The 15,804-nt window shown below is 36.5% G+C and carries 16 protein-coding genes; 6 read left to right on the forward strand and 10 right to left on the reverse strand.

Annotated features, from left to right (window positions below):
- Positions 1-54: 54 nt before the first annotated feature.
- The 7 genes from O0931_RS00725 to O0931_RS00755 all read right to left on the reverse strand — a co-directional run bounded on the left by O0931_RS00725 (position 55) and on the right by O0931_RS00755 (position 8,581).
- Positions 55-399: a four helix bundle protein gene (locus O0931_RS00725; protein WP_269413648.1), complete on the reverse strand. Its 345-nt coding sequence runs from the start codon at positions 397-399 to the stop codon at positions 55-57.
- Between the two features lie 143 nt (positions 400-542).
- Entirely contained in the window at positions 543-1,400 is an 858-nt protein-coding gene (locus O0931_RS00730) for an ABC transporter permease (protein ID WP_269413649.1), read from the reverse strand.
- A gap of 16 nt (positions 1,401-1,416) precedes the next feature.
- Positions 1,417-2,556: a glycosyltransferase family 4 protein gene (locus tag O0931_RS00735; protein ID WP_269413650.1), complete on the reverse strand. Its 1,140-nt coding sequence runs from the start codon at positions 2,554-2,556 to the stop codon at positions 1,417-1,419.
- Positions 2,546-4,333: an asparagine synthase (glutamine-hydrolyzing) gene (asnB, locus tag O0931_RS00740; protein ID WP_269413651.1), complete on the reverse strand. Its 1,788-nt coding sequence runs from the start codon at positions 4,331-4,333 to the stop codon at positions 2,546-2,548. Before asnB ends, O0931_RS00735 begins: the two co-directional genes overlap by 11 nt.
- Before the next feature lie 294 nt (positions 4,334-4,627).
- Positions 4,628-5,131: a UpxY family transcription antiterminator gene (locus O0931_RS00745; protein ID WP_269413652.1), complete on the reverse strand. Its 504-nt coding sequence runs from the start codon at positions 5,129-5,131 to the stop codon at positions 4,628-4,630.
- A gap of 205 nt (positions 5,132-5,336) precedes the next feature.
- The gene (locus O0931_RS00750; RefSeq protein ID WP_269413653.1) at positions 5,337-7,745 is read right to left on the reverse strand and encodes a GumC family protein; all 2,409 of its coding nucleotides are present in this window, start codon (positions 7,743-7,745) and stop codon (positions 5,337-5,339) included.
- Positions 7,745-8,581, reverse strand: a complete 837-nt coding sequence (locus O0931_RS00755; protein WP_269413654.1) for a polysaccharide biosynthesis/export family protein — start codon at positions 8,579-8,581, stop codon at positions 7,745-7,747. Before O0931_RS00755 ends, O0931_RS00750 begins: the two co-directional genes overlap by 1 nt.
- Before the next feature lie 728 nt (positions 8,582-9,309).
- Here O0931_RS00755 and O0931_RS00760 point away from each other — a divergent pair.
- The 4 genes from O0931_RS00760 (at position 9,310) to O0931_RS00775 (ending at position 11,756) form a co-directional block, all read left to right on the forward strand.
- A complete protein-coding gene (locus O0931_RS00760) occupies positions 9,310-9,804 on the forward strand; it encodes a hypothetical protein (RefSeq protein WP_269413655.1) in 495 nt (164 codons plus the stop codon).
- Between the two features lie 52 nt (positions 9,805-9,856).
- Positions 9,857-10,189, forward strand: a complete 333-nt coding sequence (locus O0931_RS00765; RefSeq protein ID WP_269413656.1) for a hypothetical protein — start codon at positions 9,857-9,859, stop codon at positions 10,187-10,189.
- 230 nt (positions 10,190-10,419) lie between these two features.
- On the forward strand, positions 10,420-10,848 hold the full coding sequence (locus O0931_RS00770) for a response regulator (RefSeq protein ID WP_269413657.1): 429 nt from the start codon (positions 10,420-10,422) through the stop codon (positions 10,846-10,848).
- 512 nt (positions 10,849-11,360) lie between these two features.
- Positions 11,361-11,756: a hypothetical protein gene (locus tag O0931_RS00775; RefSeq protein WP_269413658.1), complete on the forward strand. Its 396-nt coding sequence runs from the start codon at positions 11,361-11,363 to the stop codon at positions 11,754-11,756.
- Here the strand turns inward: O0931_RS00775 and O0931_RS00780 are convergent.
- Genes O0931_RS00780 through O0931_RS00790 form a run of 3 tightly spaced genes read right to left on the reverse strand, consistent with a single transcriptional unit; the run spans position 11,753 to position 14,037 of the window.
- Positions 11,753-12,871, reverse strand: coding sequence for a DegT/DnrJ/EryC1/StrS family aminotransferase (locus O0931_RS00780; protein WP_269413659.1), 1,119 nt, complete (start codon positions 12,869-12,871; stop codon positions 11,753-11,755). The genes O0931_RS00775 and O0931_RS00780 overlap by 4 nt on opposite strands.
- Positions 12,872-12,879: 8 nt before the next feature.
- A complete protein-coding gene (locus O0931_RS00785; RefSeq protein ID WP_269413660.1) occupies positions 12,880-13,632 on the reverse strand; it encodes a class I SAM-dependent DNA methyltransferase in 753 nt (250 codons plus the stop codon).
- Positions 13,633-13,635: 3 nt separating this feature from the next.
- Entirely contained in the window at positions 13,636-14,037 is a 402-nt protein-coding gene (locus tag O0931_RS00790) for a cupin domain-containing protein (protein ID WP_269413661.1), read from the reverse strand.
- A 411-nt stretch (positions 14,038-14,448) separates the two neighbouring features.
- Here O0931_RS00790 and O0931_RS00795 point away from each other — a divergent pair, with 411 nt between their 5' ends.
- Complete coding sequence (locus tag O0931_RS00795) at positions 14,449-14,862, forward strand: hypothetical protein (protein ID WP_269413662.1); 414 nt, start codon at positions 14,449-14,451, stop codon at positions 14,860-14,862.
- Positions 14,863-15,609, forward strand: coding sequence for a glycosyltransferase family 2 protein (locus O0931_RS00800; RefSeq protein WP_269413663.1), 747 nt, complete (start codon positions 14,863-14,865; stop codon positions 15,607-15,609).
- Positions 15,610-15,804: the final 195 nt, after the last annotated feature.

Here is a 15,804-nt window from a genome sequence, read left to right on the forward strand (position 1 = left end):
TTCGTTAACCGTTGTTCGCTTGAAGTTGACCGATAAACGACAGACGAAAACGATTCATTTTAAAACTTTAATTAATTTAGTCAACATCATTTTTATGCTGATAATCTGTGCATCGATAGATACATAAGTTTCTTCGCTTAAATAGGATAAACTTTTTGCTAAATATAAATGATAATGTTTTTCAGCTAAAGATCCTTTTGCAATAAATAAAAACTGCTTAAATTCTTTAAAATATTGCCTGGCTTGACCTTCAACAATATTTGTCGGTACACTTGATGCACTTCTTCTGATTTGAGAAGTTAAAACGAATAATTCTTCTTTTGGAAATTGCTTACTCAACAGATAAATAGATAATGTTAAATTGTGTGCTTTTTTCCAGATTTCTAATTTGTTTTCCATGTTATAATTATTTTTTTAAATTATAATCAGGGATGATTGCTTAAATGTAACTATTATTTTTTCGTTGTTCATCGTTCGTTATTCGTTGACTGTTGTTCGTTGACTGTTGTTCGATGGACGAAAAACGACAGACGCAAAACGAATTAGACAGTATCAACAAAATTCCGTTCCACTTTATTAAAAACTACGATTCCAAATAGGAGCAAGGCCAACGTAACTCCGGTAGCGTAACCTAAACTAGCCCAGCTAAAGCTACCTTCTCCTAAAAAGCCATAGCGAAAAGTCTCAATGATGGGTGTCATGGGGTTGTATTCGATTAGCCAGGCATAGTCAGGATATTTCTGTAAGGCAATAGATAATGGATAAATAACTGTCGTGGCATACATCAATAGTTGCACGCCGAATCCGATTAAAAAGGCCAAATCCCGGTATTTTGTAGTCATGGCAGAAATAATCATACCGGCTCCTAATCCTAACAATGCCATCAACATAACAACTATTGGGAACAGTATAATCGACCAGGTAATTTGAAATGATGCACCTGCGAAATAATAATAGGCAATAAATAGCAGGAACAAAATCATTTGTACACCAAAACGAACCAGGTTGCTCACCACTATACTTAAAGGCATAATTAACCTTGGGAAATATACTTTACCAAAGATTCCGGCATTATCCCTGAATACGGTTGAGGTTTTAGTCAGGCAATCAGAAAAATAGTTCCAGGCCGTAATACCTGCCATGTAGAAGAGCGGTTTTGGTAAGCCATCCGTCGATATACCAGCCAGGTTACCAAAAATAAATGTATAGATTATCGTGGTGAAAAGCGGCTGTATAAAAAACCAAAGCGGTCCGAGAATAGTCTGTTTATAAAAAGAAACAAAATCCCGTCGTACAAGTAACCATAACAAATCCCGGTATGCCCAAACCTCATTTATTTTTAAATCAAATAAGGAAGCTTTTGCTTCAATTGTCCAGTTATGCGCTTCGTTATGCTCCATTAGTTTTTTTGGTAAGTCACCGCTCTTCTTCAAGGGTGGGGCTCAATAAAATACCTTGTAATGCAGTTTTATAATTAGCATAATTGAAGGTTTTCATGCATTTTCTTTGAAGATTTAACTTATCAGCTTTACTTTGTGGATGATCCAAGAAATTTTCAATTTGAAATTGTATGGCTTTCAAATCATCCGGATCAACTAATGCACCTAGCTCACCTTGCTTTAGCGCATCTACACTGCCGTCCTTATTGCCGGCAATAACTTGTAAGCCACTGGCAATGGCCTCAATAAATACAATTCCGAATCCTTCTTTTTTACTGGGCATAATGAAGATGTCGGATAAGAGAAAATGATCCGTAACTTCTGCCTCATCAATAAAACCGATAAGCCGGATGTGTTTTTCAAGCTTATGAAAAGCGATAAGTTTATCCAGCCTTCCTTTTTCAAGTTCATCCCATTTCCCGGCGAGCAGATAAACCAATTTTGGATGATTTTTTAGTAGTGCCGGTAAAACCTCGATGTTATGATCATAGCCTTTATATTTTTCTGACGAAGATACCCTGGAGAGTGAAAACAGTATCGGACTCTGATTACTGACCTGGTAACGATCCAATAAAAATTGGGGCTTTTCAAAATCGACGGAATAATGATAAAACGGATCAAGGCAATTGTTAAGCACAACTATTTTGTTTTTAGGAACCTGATGAATTTCCTGTATTTTATCTGCCGTAAACTGGCTTACACAGATAATTTTATCGAGGCTCTTTAAAATATTCAGCTTAGCTTCCGGAAAACTTTTCCATACCTCGATACCGTGAGCAATCAGATATATTTTTTTTTGAGGATGTATTTTTTTGATTAAATACCCGATATTAACCAAATGTACATGGCTCAATAAAATAATATCAGATTGAAGGCCTGTTAGGAAAGCCTTAAAAACAAAATATTTACGGGAAGAATCAAAACCTTTAAATTGTTTGCGGTGAAGATACCTGGAATCCCTTTCATTATTTTTATCATACATACTGTAAACAGTCGGTTCCAAAATATTTTCTTCACTCAAATCATATAATACCCTGCAAACGGTACGGCAAACTTTTTCAATACCGCCTGTAAAACCAAAAGTTTTCAGTGTTAAGAATAATACTTTAGCTTGCATGATAAAGTCTGTAGAGCGAAAAAGCAGATGACCAATGCAGTTGATTGTCTTTAAACTTTTCCATTAAAGCTTTTGCGCGCTTATTATGATAAAGTTCAGGTGCTGAAATGGCCTTATTTTTTCGCATCCATTCCTGGAAAGGAAAGGTAAAACCCATCTTCGAGCGATTCCAGGTTTCTGCAGGAAGTCCGTCTTTGTAACCTTCTATTAAAAGATGTTTCTTCTGCTCGTAACTGAATTTAATTTCATTAGAAATGGAAAATACAAGGTTTACAAAATTCCGGTCCAGAAATGGAACACGAACTTCTACGCCATGGCTCATGCTCATAAAATCAGTATCTTTTAACAGCTGGTTTTGCATATACATATTAAACTCAAACCAACTCGCCCTGATCTCATTGCTCAGGTGTTTTACCTGGGGTGCAAAAGGTATATCTTCAAGGCAATTCATTACCGTCTTCATGTCGATATCCAGCAATTCGGCGATAATATCGGGTGAATAAACACCTCTCAAACACAAGTATTCCCCTATAGGCGAATCCATGCTAAGGTAATACAAACGCTTATATTTATTGTTTTTAAGAAAGCGAGTACTTTTAATAGTGCTTTTGCTAAGCCAGTTTAAATTCTGTATTTTATGAATCCGGTCAAAAGAAGGGTAGCCACCAAACAATTCATCAGCCCCTAAGCCCGAAAGTACAGACTTTAAACCATTTTCTTTTGCTGTTTTACAGACGAACCACGTATTAATCCCGTCGTTACTCGGTTGGTCCATGGAGTTTAATACCGAATCAAAATTTTGTACAAAATCCCGGTATGTAATGGTTTGTTCAATTTCACGCGAATTCATTTTTTTAAGCAAGCTTTCACGTTGCTTATGTTCCGAAAAATCAATTTCATCAAAATTTGCTGAAATACAGGCAAGCTTATCTTTTGTGTAACGGCTGGCCAATGAGGCAATAATGCTCGAATCAAGCCCTCCGCTAAATAAAACACCAATATTAGTATCCGAAATCAACTGTCTTTTTATCGAAGCATTCAGCTCATGTTTAATCAGTCGGATGGCTTCCCGTTCATTTGTAATTATTGAGGATGTTTTAAACTGATAATAGCTGCTTATTGCATAAGAACCGGTATTAAGATTGTATTTTAAGAAATTGCCCTTTGAGAGCGAGTAAACATTTTTTAACGTAGTGTAGGGCTCGGGAATATGACCAAATGCGAGAAAGTATATATTACGATTTTGATCATTTTGAAAATCATCAGCATGTTGGAATGCTTTAACTTCCGAGGCGAAAATAAGTTTTCCGCTTTGATGCGAAAAATATAAAGGCTTCACCCCGTTTGGGTCCCTCACCAGATAAACAAGATCGCGTACTCTATCGTGTAAGGCAAAGGCGAAAATACCATTGAGCTTTTCAAAAGCTTTTTCGCCCCACTCGCAATAGGCTTTTAATACAACCTCCGTATCCGTTTGCGTTTGGAACAAAACACCCAGCATGTTGAGTTCATTTCTTATCTCCTTGAAATTATAAATTTCTCCATTATATGAAATCGCGACAGTGCTATCCGGGTTAAGCATGGGCTGGCGCCCTGCCATAGTCAAATCAAGTACGGCAAGTCGGCGGTTTCCTAAACAAACTGCTGCATCGGCATCATAATTTACACCAAAATCATCCGGACCTCCATGTTGCATACTGTTACACATAAAGGTAACCTTTCGCTGTAAAATATCCGGCGATTGTTTTTTATCAATTATCCCTGCTATACGGCACATATGCTAATTTAAATGGTAGCTAAGGATTGCAATTCGTGGTAATCTATCTAGTATTTCAGTTCCATCTTCCATTATCCATCTTCCATTTTTTTCATCTTTACACAGCTTCGCCCTTTCAGTCACATTTTTTTTAAAATGACCTAGTTCTTTTTCTTCAAAGATGATGGGGGAGCAATTTTTGTATAGATACCTGAAATTAATAAATTCAGCTTAAATCTTTTCTTATTGATGAATATTTCCCGCCTTAATCTGATGAATTCATTTCAAATAAACCAATGACTAATGAACAAAAGTCTAAATAGGTTCGATAAAAGCCATTGAAGTATTTATGTTAATCGCGAAACCCATATGTTCTAAGCGTAAAATTAAACGCTGTTTGTTATGGATCGATACTAATTCCCCAACCATATCTTTAAATGGCCCTGCCTTTATAATAACTTTTTCACCAGGCTTAATATTATGATCAAATACCTCCAATTCTTCATCGGTAGCTAATAATAACTTTAAACTTTCAATTTGCTGAACAGGCATTGAAGCAACCTGACCTGAAAAGTAAAGGAACCTGGCAATACCATTTGTCATTAATACCTCCGCATGCTCTTTAGCTGAAATATACACAAACAGGTAAGACTTAATTAAAGGTTCTTCAACTATTTTTTTTCGATCGCTCCACTGCTTGAGTTCTTTTTTCAGCGGGAGGTAGGCAATGATGTTTTTTCTGATTAACTCTTGGTAAGCTTTCTTTTCAGCCCTCGAACGCGTGTAAACCGGATACCATTTGTAATTTTGATCAATCATTAATCTGAAAGCCGTATTTATAAATTATACTAAAAATTTTCTAATTATTTTGCCGCCAGGCAGTTATATTATTAATCATTCAAGGTCTTAATCTTTTAATCAATTAAATACTTAACCAATTAACCCTTTTCTAATCACTCAACTTTCTAACCAATATCCATTTAACCAATTTAAACAGTTAAGCGATTAACCTTTTTTCTAAAACCTATCCCTTCTTCCAAAACATCCACCACTTCCGCTGCTCATCATCATAGTAGCCACTACTTCCATAACCGCTATAGCTGGAGTAATAATAAGTTCCGGTGTTGGCATGGGCATAATTGGTTGTATAGATATTCGAATGTAACTTTTCGTCTCCGAATGAATTTAAAATAATAGCGATATTATTCAAGCCATATTCTTTAGACAACCTATCCGGAATACTGGCAGATCTGTTTTTGGAAACACCCGCTCTGATAATAAACAAGTTAATATCCGCAACCCTGATTAAAGGAATAGCGTCGGATACCAGGCCAACCGGTGCAGTATCTATAATAATATATTCATATTGCCTTCTCAATTCATCCATTAAAATTTTTATCTTATTGCTGTGTAGAAGCTCAGAAGGATTAGGTGGAATTGGTCCGGAAGTGATGTAGTCAATATTATTTTTACTGTCATGATTAATAATTTCATCTAAATTACTTTGTCCGGATAAAAAAGAGCTTAATCCGGTCAGGTTTTTAGAACCAAAAGCTTTATGCAGTTTTGATTTTCTTAAATCACCCGCAATTACAATCACTTTCTTATCAATAATAGATAGCGTGCCGGCAAGATTTAAACTCACGAATGATTTTCCCTCTCCCGAAACTTCAGAAGTAATACAAATCATTTTGGTATCTTTATCACTGGCCATAAAACTCAAATTCGTTCGGACAGAACGGACAGATTCTGCAAATATCGATTTTGGTCTTTCTAAGGAAAGAACACTTTGATTATCATTGGAAAGTTTCTTAGGGTATTTCAATATCACACCTAAAATTGGCGTGGCCGTTAAGCCTTCAATAGCTTCTACATCATAAATATATGGATTGGTAAGTCTGACCAGCAGAATTAAGCCTAATCCTATAAACAAGCCCATAGACATATAAGATGAATATATTTTACCCGGAACGGGAGAAATTGGTAAAAAGGAGGGTTGGGCCTGACCAATAATTGTAGCGCCCGCAATTACCGCTGCGGAACTGATTTGTGCAGATAACTTCCGCTCAAATAACATCGACAACATACGTTGGTTAATATCTAAATTGCTCTGGAGTTTTGCAAAATCATTTTGCTTTCCGGGTATGGTATTTAAGCTTTGATTGGCATTACCCAATTGTTTATTTACAAAATTTAAGGTTTTACGGTTCCGGTCGTGAAGCAACTGGATATTGGTTTTGATAGCTTGCTTAACCTCAGCTATCTGCCGTTCGATATCTTTAACGGGTTGAGCGCTTGCATTAAAATTCAACAATTTGTTTTCTCTTACCTGGAGCAGGTTATTAAACTGACTAATTAATCCCGACAATAATGTGCTGTTGGTGCCTTCTAAATTTAAATTTAGTTGAATGCGATCCTGACTTGCTTTTAATTGATTTTCAATTTGGGCAATAAATAATTCCTGCAATTGTAAATCCGCAATCTGCTTTTGCAGATCAGCTAGTTTTGAAGTCCCGGCTTGCTTTTCTGAGCTTGGATCGATAAGATTATTGCTGGTTTGATAATTAGATAACTTCCCACCGGCTTTATTAACCTGGGCATCCAGGAAATCAATCTGACTATCTAAATAATCAACAGTTTGCTTGGCAGAACGCTGTTTTAATTTAGCATCATTTTTAACGTATGCTTTAATAATTTCATTTAATACATTAGCTGAAAAAACAGGATTGCTATCCGTATGGGTAACGCCCATAATATTGGTGTTTTTTTCCTGCTCAAATACATTTAAGCCAGCCGCAGCTCTTCCGTAAAGATCGTTGATGGCGTTAAATTTAAAACTATACTTGCCAATAGCTGGAATAGGGCTTTTAATACTAAAGACCATGTTTCCGAGGACAATTTTTTGCCCATATTTATAAATAGCTTTCGTTTTAAATTCATCATCACTTGAAGAAAGTTCAAAATGTTTATCATCCTTTGGCAATACATTGTAAATAGCTCTGCTGAAGTTAACAGTATCTTGCTTTACGATTGCTATCTTAAAGGGTTCATTTGGATAAAGTTCCGATGTTCTGACGCGTCCTTCCAAATAATAAGAAATCTGGTAGTTCAGGTTTCTTAATGCGGTGAATATCACGTCTTCCGAACGCATAATAATTCCTTCAGTTTGAATTTGATTTGCACCAAAGCCCCTGTAACTTACAGGAGCATTAGGAAAAAGACCCAGTTGCTCTTGCTCATTATCGAGCTTTAAAGAAGCCGATGTAATATATATTGGCGTGCTTGTACGTACTTTTATCCAGGCAAATATAAACCCCATTAATACACAACCCGCAACCCAATACCATCGACTTAAAAATATGCGGACAATTTTCCAGTAATTAATGGTTTGGCTGGCGAGTTTATTTTGCTCAAAGGAGGTTGAATTTTCCATTAACGGGTAAGTGTGAAGATTAAAACACCTAAATTGACGACAACCAATAAGGGCTGGATAATGCTGTTAAAACTATTTAATTTTTCGCTTAATGCACTTCCCTTTGTTTGCTGCAATACGATGATGTCGTTATTTTGCAAAATAAGTTTCTTACTGGCCAGGCTGTTGATATCATTTAAATTAACATAAATAATTTCGGGATGTGTCCGGTCACCACGTATAATCTTTAAAGTTTTAGGATCAGCAGTCTTGTTAATGCCACCGGCTTCGCCGATAATTTCAATTAAAGTAGTGTTTTCTCTTTCAATTAGAAAATTACCTTGTCTGCTGAATTCGCCTAATAAAGTAACCTTTAAATTAACTATACTAAGCTCTATAATGGGGTCGCGTAATAATTGTTTTGCGTAAAGTTCCTGAATTTTTAAAGCAGCCGCTCTTCGGGTTAAGCCTAAAACGTTTACCTTTCCGATAGCAGGCAAATTTACCTGACCATCCAAATCGACCGGGTAAGATAAGGCATTGTTAATATTTCCGCTTAATGTATTCCCTGTACTGGAACCAATGCTTGTAGCACCAATAACCTGGTTACCTGCCCCAAATTCTTTATTCTGAACATTACGGATAGCCAGTTGATCGCTAACTTTAATTTTATAATAGCCATCACTAATGCCTTGATCATTTACCACGTAAACTTGTTTAATGGTATCGGTAACCGTGTCACTTGGCGCATTAAACAGGCTGTGTTCTTTACGCGCAGAACATGAACTTAAAATTAAGACGAAGCAGAAAAATGATAATGGAACAAATATAAATTGTTTGCTGAATGTCAAAACCATAGAAATGCGCAGTATTGATTAGATTAACCACAAAAATAACTTTTATAGTTGTGAATAAAAAAAAAATCAAAACATAAACAAGTAGCCAACTATCATCCGTGTTAATCTGCGAAATCAGCGGGAGCATAAAAAATCTGCCACGTAAACACTTCAGCCTGCTGCAGACCGGGATTTTCCCGGAATAGCTTTTTAAACTAAACGATAATTTGCGAAATCAGCTATTGCTATAAATATACAGGCTGATTGCTATAAATCACTTTGCCGGGCACAAGTATAAGATAATGTCCGGATTTGTCCTGAATTGTCCGGATTTGACTGGTTAAATGTAACTTTGTTCGGGTGTTGTTCGGGACTTGTTGCTGAAACAGTGCTTTAAAGGCCGTTTTCCCGAAGAAGACTCGAGGCAATGTAGAACAAGCCCTCATCAAAATCTATTATCATCTGCGTTAATCTGCGAAATCAGCGGGGGTATAGAATATAGCCTGCCATGCGTTAATCTGCGAAAGCCTAAAAATAATTTGCCACCGAAACACGGATTTTCAGGGAACATGTATAAGCAAATAGCTTCGAAATCAGCAAGCGTAAAATTTTTCCCGTAAAAAAGCCGATGCCTGCAGAAAGATATTCAACTGCGAATAATACATTTGAACTTGGACTTAAGTATACTGTTTTTAAAAAATGATGTCTGTAGCCTTTAGTTGATTACCATCTAAATTAACCAATCATAAATGAAATTGATGTTTAAAAAATATTGTCTTTTACCACTCCTGATTTTATTAGGGTTAAATGTATCTGCACAATTAACAGATTCCTCCTCTATAACAAAAAATACAGGCGCTGTTCCATTTCGTCATTGGTCTTTTGGTTTGAATGCAGGTATGCTAACTGCTTATTCCCCATTTCAAGCCCAGGAAGATTTCAGCAGATCGGGTTTAGATTTTGGATACGGAGGCTATCTCAAATACCAGTTTTGGCGGGTACTGGCTTTACGGGCAAATATTTTAAGGGGAGCCGTTTCGGGTTCAGAAGCATTTTCCGGCGCTTACATCGATTATAAAACATCATTAAAATATGCGGCAGACATTAGTGCAAATTTATCCTTCTTTAGTGTCCGTTTTAATCAGAATAAGAACTTTGTTAGCCCTTACCTTATCGCCGGATATGGTTTAGCGTCGTATCGGCCTACTTTTACGGATATTGAGGGGGGTCGTTTATGTAGCTGATCACAGTATAAAATATACATATGTACCGATTGGATTAGGTTTTACGGTTGGTTTGGCTAAGCGGGTTAATTTTGATTTTGGTTATACCTTAAATCTGGTTAACGGCGATAACCTGGATGCCTATAACTATGGAATGAACAGCGATCAGTTTTCTTATGTTCACGTGGGTTTATCATTTCAAATCGGTAACCCTAAAACGCTTGTTAAAACGGTAAAACCGAATAAGTCTATAATCCGGGAACCGTTAAGAAATAAAGCAGACGCCGGACCTGTAAAAGATTCGCTGGTTAAAGCAACAGACGGTTTAAAGGCTAAACAAGTTAATGAAACAGCAGGCATTACGTCGAAACCCGGAGCAGATTCGGATGGTGATGGTGTATGGTGAGGCCTATCCGGTAGCAGATAATTCGACTGAAAAAGGGCGTGAGCTGAATTGCAGGACTGAATTCCAGTAAACACATGTTTTAATTATTTAGTAGAAAACATAATTGTTAAAATAAGTGCCTCTTAAATAAATTAAAATAAAGAAATACTTACAAAGATATTTGAACCTGATTTCGTAAGCTTGAATAAAAAGTAAATATGGTAAGCACGATAAGTATTAATAAGTTTTAGATGGAAACTTTAAACAACATAATAAAGTCAACACCAGTAAGTTCACTGATACAAAAAGTGAGCGCACAACAGGTTAACCAGTATGCTATGGATGACTTTGATTTAGTGGGTAAACATATTCTCATTACTGAAGACAATCCTTTAAATCAAATGATCATCACAACAATGATGAGTAGTTGGAAAAATACGAAAATTACTATCACAAGTAATGGTCTGGAGTGTTTGGAAATTATGAAAAAGCAATCTTTTGACCTGATATTAATGGATATACAAATGCCTGTAATGGATGGTTATCAAACCATTTCAGCAATAAAAAAAGGTTTTGCCGGCGTTGAAAATTTAAATGTTCCCATTATTGTGCTTACATCAGATATTACTGATGATACGAGAAAACGGGTTTTCTGTCTGGGTGTCGGGGTATTTAAATAAACCAATTGAAGAAAATATACTTTATCAGAAAATAACGTCAATACTTTAAAATCCTGGAGGTTCTGCGGTCTTCTCGGTACATTGTCATCCCTGCCTGACAGGGAATCTTTAAGTATAAGGTTGCATTAAGATTTTCGCCTGCGCGGAAAAGATGAAAAGAGGAGAGGGCGTTCGAAGGAATTTAATAGCTTTTTGTTCAGTTTATTCATTTAGTTATGAATGGTTATTTAGGAATTTTTTTTTAATTTAAATATAATCGTATATACTTATTTAATCATAACATTAAACCTTTATATCCGCAAAATACCCGTAAGGCCCATTTTTTCCCTCTTACACTAGTCATTTAAACATTAATTTAATAAAATAATCTTCAAATCAATATCGCTGTACATTTTTATTTAACTACTGATTACTCTGTTTCAACTACGCTTAAAATGTATTGAATAAACTGAACGACAAATAATTAATTCAGCCTATCTATAATTGTGTTATAACAATTAGCGACGGATTAGATGGGCTATTTAAAAGTAATTCTTTTTATTTTATTAATCTTTTCATTAGAAAAAAAATCAGTCGCACAGGGTACTGCAACAGGCTGCCTTTTGCCAGATAATAAAGTTTATACATCTCCTACCACTGTATTGGGTACAACAATTTACAGTAACACTCCTTCGGTTTCGCTTTCTACAAATTATTGTACCTGGACAGCCCCTTCAACTACATCTTGCAATGTTTGCACGGGATCATTAAACTTAATTAGCTTAGTATGTCTCGGTGGTCCGGTGGTGCAAGGACAAGAAGGTGTGTTTACGATGGTTGAATGCCCAATAGATAACATCACCTGGTTAATTCTTTTTGTATCCGGGTTTTTTGGTATTGCCGCAATAAAAAAAATGGGTATTACTTAAACTATGGCCTTTCTGATAACAGCGACAACCCGTTCCAGGTCGTTTTGCTCAATGCCCAAACCAGATGGCAGATAGAAACCATTTCTTGCTAATTTTTCTGCATTTGGATAAGATTCATTTTTAAATAATTCCATTTTTTTAAACACCGGTTGTTCATGCATACACCAGAAAAATGGCCTTGTTGCAATTTTATTTTGATCTAATAGCAGCACTAAACGCTCTTTTTCTTGTTCAGTCGGCGCCACCAATCCAAAAACCCAGTAAATATTTTCGGCATAATCTGTTGATTTTTCAGGTAACAGGTAGCCAAAATCTTTCAGAAAGTGTAATTCATCCTGATAAAATTTACCCATCAGTCTTTTCTTTTCCAAAAAGTAATCCATTCGCTCTAACTGTGCAATTCCCAGTGCAGCCTGTAAATTCGTCATGCGATAATTCCAACCTAACTCATTGTGTACAAACCGGGGGGCGTTAGGTTCAAAACAAAGATTTCTATATTTCTGACAACGCCCGGCAATTTCAAAATCATTTGTTAAAATCATGCCGCCTTCGCCGGTGGTGATGTGCTTATTCGGGTAAAAGCTGAAAATAGAAACATCACCAAAAGAACCACAAAGCTTACCTTTATAGGTTTGTCCGTGAACTTCTGCGGCGTCCTCTATTATTTTTAACTTATATTTTTTAGCAAGCGTTAGGATAGGATTCATATCCACCGGCAAGCCATAAATATGAACAACCAGAATTGCCTTTGTCTTCCTGGTTATTTTACTTTCGATTGCTGCAACATTCATGTTCCAGTCGGTTGGATTGCTATCAACTAAAACCGGAACTGCACCTGCGGTTATTACAGATTGTGCAGGTGAAATAATGGTAAATGTAGGCATAATTACTTCATCACCGACGCCGATACCCAGTGCTTTTACAGCAATATCCAGAGCGGCTGAACCACTACTTACCGCAATACCATAGGCCTGCCCGATATAGGATGAAAATTTATCTTCAAATGCTTTAATGAATGGCCCTTCGCTGCTAATCCAACCTGTTTCAATACATTCGGTTAAATATTTAAGTTCATTACCATTTAGTAAAGGTGTATTAACAGGTATAAAATTCATATTGTAAGTTATAGTTTCCGGAGCACAATACAAATGCCCCAGGTATCTGCACCAGGCGTTTTGCCACTAAGGAATTCTTGTGTAGTCAGGTGTTCAAAACCACACACCTCTGCCAGTAGTAAAAGTTCAGGGATACTGAAATGGCGCATTTTATGGGTCTCGGTAATGTATTCTGTTTTATGAAGAAGCTTATTGAACACCTCAATTGTATAAACAACCTCAACGATATTGCTGTTCCAATTAATATCAGGTTCAGCATTTCTGATCAGTTTAATTTCGTCGTTTTCAATGGTTTTAACTCTTTTTTCAGGTAACTGCGTTAAAACGGCAGGCGTGTACCAAACATCAAATATAAAAAGTCCTCCTTTTTTCAGGCAGTTATTTACATTTTTAAAAGCTGTTTTTAATGCTTCATTATCGGTTAAATAGCTGATGACGTGGAATAAGGACAGGGCAACGTCGAATGTATGTTGCCCATAATAAGATTCGATGGATGCCTGAACAAAAGAAAGATTAGGTTTAGTTTTTGTTTGTGCAATTTTAATCATTTCAGCACTTGGTTCAACGCCGGTAACATTAAATCCGCCTAAAGAAAATAAATTTGCATGTTTTCCGGTACCGGAACCAAACTCAATGATATCATTTGCGCAGTTATGATGCTTTTTAATTAGGTCTATAATATAACCGGCTTCTTTAAGATAATCCTTGTCTTTGTAAATTAAATCATAATACGCACTGTAGGCATTAAAAACGTGTTGCATCAGTTATGTTCTAAATCTTATTTTGTCTTCCTCGCCAACATATGGACCTTGTTTTATTTCAATCATTTCCGAATCTTCAAGCATTTCGAAGCCATGTCCGCCATTTGCAAGCAGAATAACATCACCTGTAGTAACCGTTCTGTGCTCCAGAAATGCCTGTGTATCGTCATAAAAATTTACGAGAACCGACCCGCTTTTAATGTAAAGCACTTCCTGGGTAAGCACAACTTTTCGTTCTACTAATTTATGCACATGAGGTTCAATTACATAACCTTTTTTTCTGTTCATGTAGCCCAATTGCTGAGAGAAATCATTAGGCGTGAAAAAATTTATGCCTTCCTGTTTGTAGCTTGCCCGGATAATAATGGCTAATAATATGCCTTCATGCTCTATTCTTTCAACCATTTTAAATTATTTGTTTAAGGACATAAATTTTCGTTCGGACAAGCGACATCAATTTAATGATCATTGCTTCAGGATTGTGTATGTAAAAATAGGTATTTAAATAAATAAAAATGATAAACATCTACATTTGAATCGGTACGCTTCCGGAGAAAGGGACCAGCGATGGAATAGTGGCTTTACACCAATGGCTTATTGCATTAAGATTCCCATTTACATGGAAATGACGACTTGGGAGAATGGGTTCTAAAACTCACTCTTGAAGCCTTCCTTGCAGGAGGAAGGTTCCGGGAGGCGGATGGAGGTTCGTGTAAAACTGTCTGCAAATTTATAATTACCTCTTAAAAATTATCAAAGCACTTTTAAAAATAATAAACTTTCACTATCTTCATCACGTGATTAATTCTATAGCTGATGAAAAAGTTGTGTTTAATCATCCCTATCCTTTTAATCCCATCCCTACTTGCAGCTGAAGATGGCGTTGACGGTTGCCACATCACTACAGGTGCTACCATGCAGTCGCGTTTATATTATACACCTTATACCTATGGTTCCGGAAGTCCAACAGAATGGATTGAAAGTTCTGCCGGACATGCCGGCTACAACTTAGTCACATCTGTAAAGTGCTTCGATACCTCAAACATACCCTGCAATGTTTATCAATACGGAACCACTGCTGCTTCACCATCGGCCGCAGAAATAGTTTATACCGGTTATTATGCGTTGGTTACTACAGATTGCCCAATCGACAATTATATCGCCGTATTTTTTATATTTACGGCTGGCTTCTCCATCTTTTATATTAGAAAAAAAGCTTCTGGCAGTTAAATGAAAATATCTTTAATAACGGTTTTATATAATGGTGAAGCATTTTTGAAAGAATGTATAGAATCTGTTATTCATCAAACGTATAAGAATATAGAATATATCGTGATAGACGGCGGCTCTACCGACAGAAGTTTATCCATCATAAATCATTATAAAAAGCACATTAATTATTTTATTTCCGAAAAAGATAAGGGGCTTTATGATGCCATTAACAAAGGCATCAGCGTTTCAACGGGCGATGTTGTAGGTATATTAAATGCCGATGACGTATTGGCCGGTGAGTATGTTATCGACCAAATTGCTGCTGCATTTAAACAAAATCCTGATATTGATGGCACCTATGGCGACCTTAATTATGTTTATCCGGTTAGCCTGAAAATAATCCGAAAGTGGAAATCAAGGCAGGCGAACCGGCACGACATCAAATCGGGCTGGATGCCTGCACACCCGACATTATACCTTAAGAAAAACCTTTTTGAAAAGCATGGTAACTATGCCTTGGATATGGGTACCGCTGCTGATTATGATTTAATTTTAAGGTTCTTCCACACCCATGAAATAAATGCGTTGTATTTGCCTGTGCTAATGGTGAATATGCGAACAGGAGGCGTAAGTAATAAATCAATTAAAAGCCTTTTGGCTGCTTTTATGAACGACTATAAATCTCTTAAAAGAAACAAAATCCCATTTAGCTTATTCGTATTGTTAAAGAAAAAGTTTTCAAAACTTGCGCAGTTTAAAAAGTAGAGCTGAAAGATTGGTATTTAAGGCATTAAAGATTTCCCGCTCATGAACCCTCTCTCTTCCATGGAAGTTGCCGGCAGGCGGATAAGGATTCTGTTGCTTAATGCATTAAGATGCCCATTTGCATGAAAATGACGACTTGTGGATGAGGCGTTGTACGAAACTCCTGCTTTTAAACCCTTCCTTTTGCAGACGGAT

Source organism: Pedobacter rhodius (genome assembly GCF_027213645.1).
Classification (GTDB): Bacteria; Bacteroidota; Bacteroidia; order Sphingobacteriales; family Sphingobacteriaceae; genus Pedobacter; species Pedobacter rhodius.

Coding starts and splice junctions, on each gene's coding strand:
- O0931_RS00735 (WP_269413650.1), bottom strand. CDS start 2,556: ATGCAAGCTAAAGTATTATTCTTAACACTGAAAACTTTTGGTTTTACA.
- O0931_RS00795 (WP_269413662.1), top strand. CDS start 14,449: ATGAAAAAGTTGTGTTTAATCATCCCTATCCTTTTAATCCCATCCCTA.
- O0931_RS00745 (WP_269413652.1), bottom strand. CDS start 5,131: ATGATTGATCAAAATTACAAATGGTATCCGGTTTACACGCGTTCGAGG.
- O0931_RS00775 (WP_269413658.1), top strand. CDS start 11,361: ATGGGCTATTTAAAAGTAATTCTTTTTATTTTATTAATCTTTTCATTA.
- O0931_RS00755 (WP_269413654.1), bottom strand. CDS start 8,581: ATGGTTTTGACATTCAGCAAACAATTTATATTTGTTCCATTATCATTT.
- asnB (WP_269413651.1), bottom strand. CDS start 4,333: ATGTGCCGTATAGCAGGGATAATTGATAAAAAACAATCGCCGGATATT.
- O0931_RS00770 (WP_269413657.1), top strand. CDS start 10,420: ATGGAAACTTTAAACAACATAATAAAGTCAACACCAGTAAGTTCACTG.
- O0931_RS00785 (WP_269413660.1), bottom strand. CDS start 13,632: ATGCAACACGTTTTTAATGCCTACAGTGCGTATTATGATTTAATTTAC.
- O0931_RS00790 (WP_269413661.1), bottom strand. CDS start 14,037: ATGGTTGAAAGAATAGAGCATGAAGGCATATTATTAGCCATTATTATC.
- O0931_RS00750 (WP_269413653.1), bottom strand. CDS start 7,745: ATGGAAAATTCAACCTCCTTTGAGCAAAATAAACTCGCCAGCCAAACC.
- O0931_RS00800 (WP_269413663.1), top strand. CDS start 14,863: ATGAAAATATCTTTAATAACGGTTTTATATAATGGTGAAGCATTTTTG.
- O0931_RS00760 (WP_269413655.1), top strand. CDS start 9,310: ATGAAATTGATGTTTAAAAAATATTGTCTTTTACCACTCCTGATTTTA.
- O0931_RS00725 (WP_269413648.1), bottom strand. CDS start 399: ATGGAAAACAAATTAGAAATCTGGAAAAAAGCACACAATTTAACATTA.
- O0931_RS00780 (WP_269413659.1), bottom strand. CDS start 12,871: ATGAATTTTATACCTGTTAATACACCTTTACTAAATGGTAATGAACTT.
- O0931_RS00730 (WP_269413649.1), bottom strand. CDS start 1,400: ATGGAGCATAACGAAGCGCATAACTGGACAATTGAAGCAAAAGCTTCC.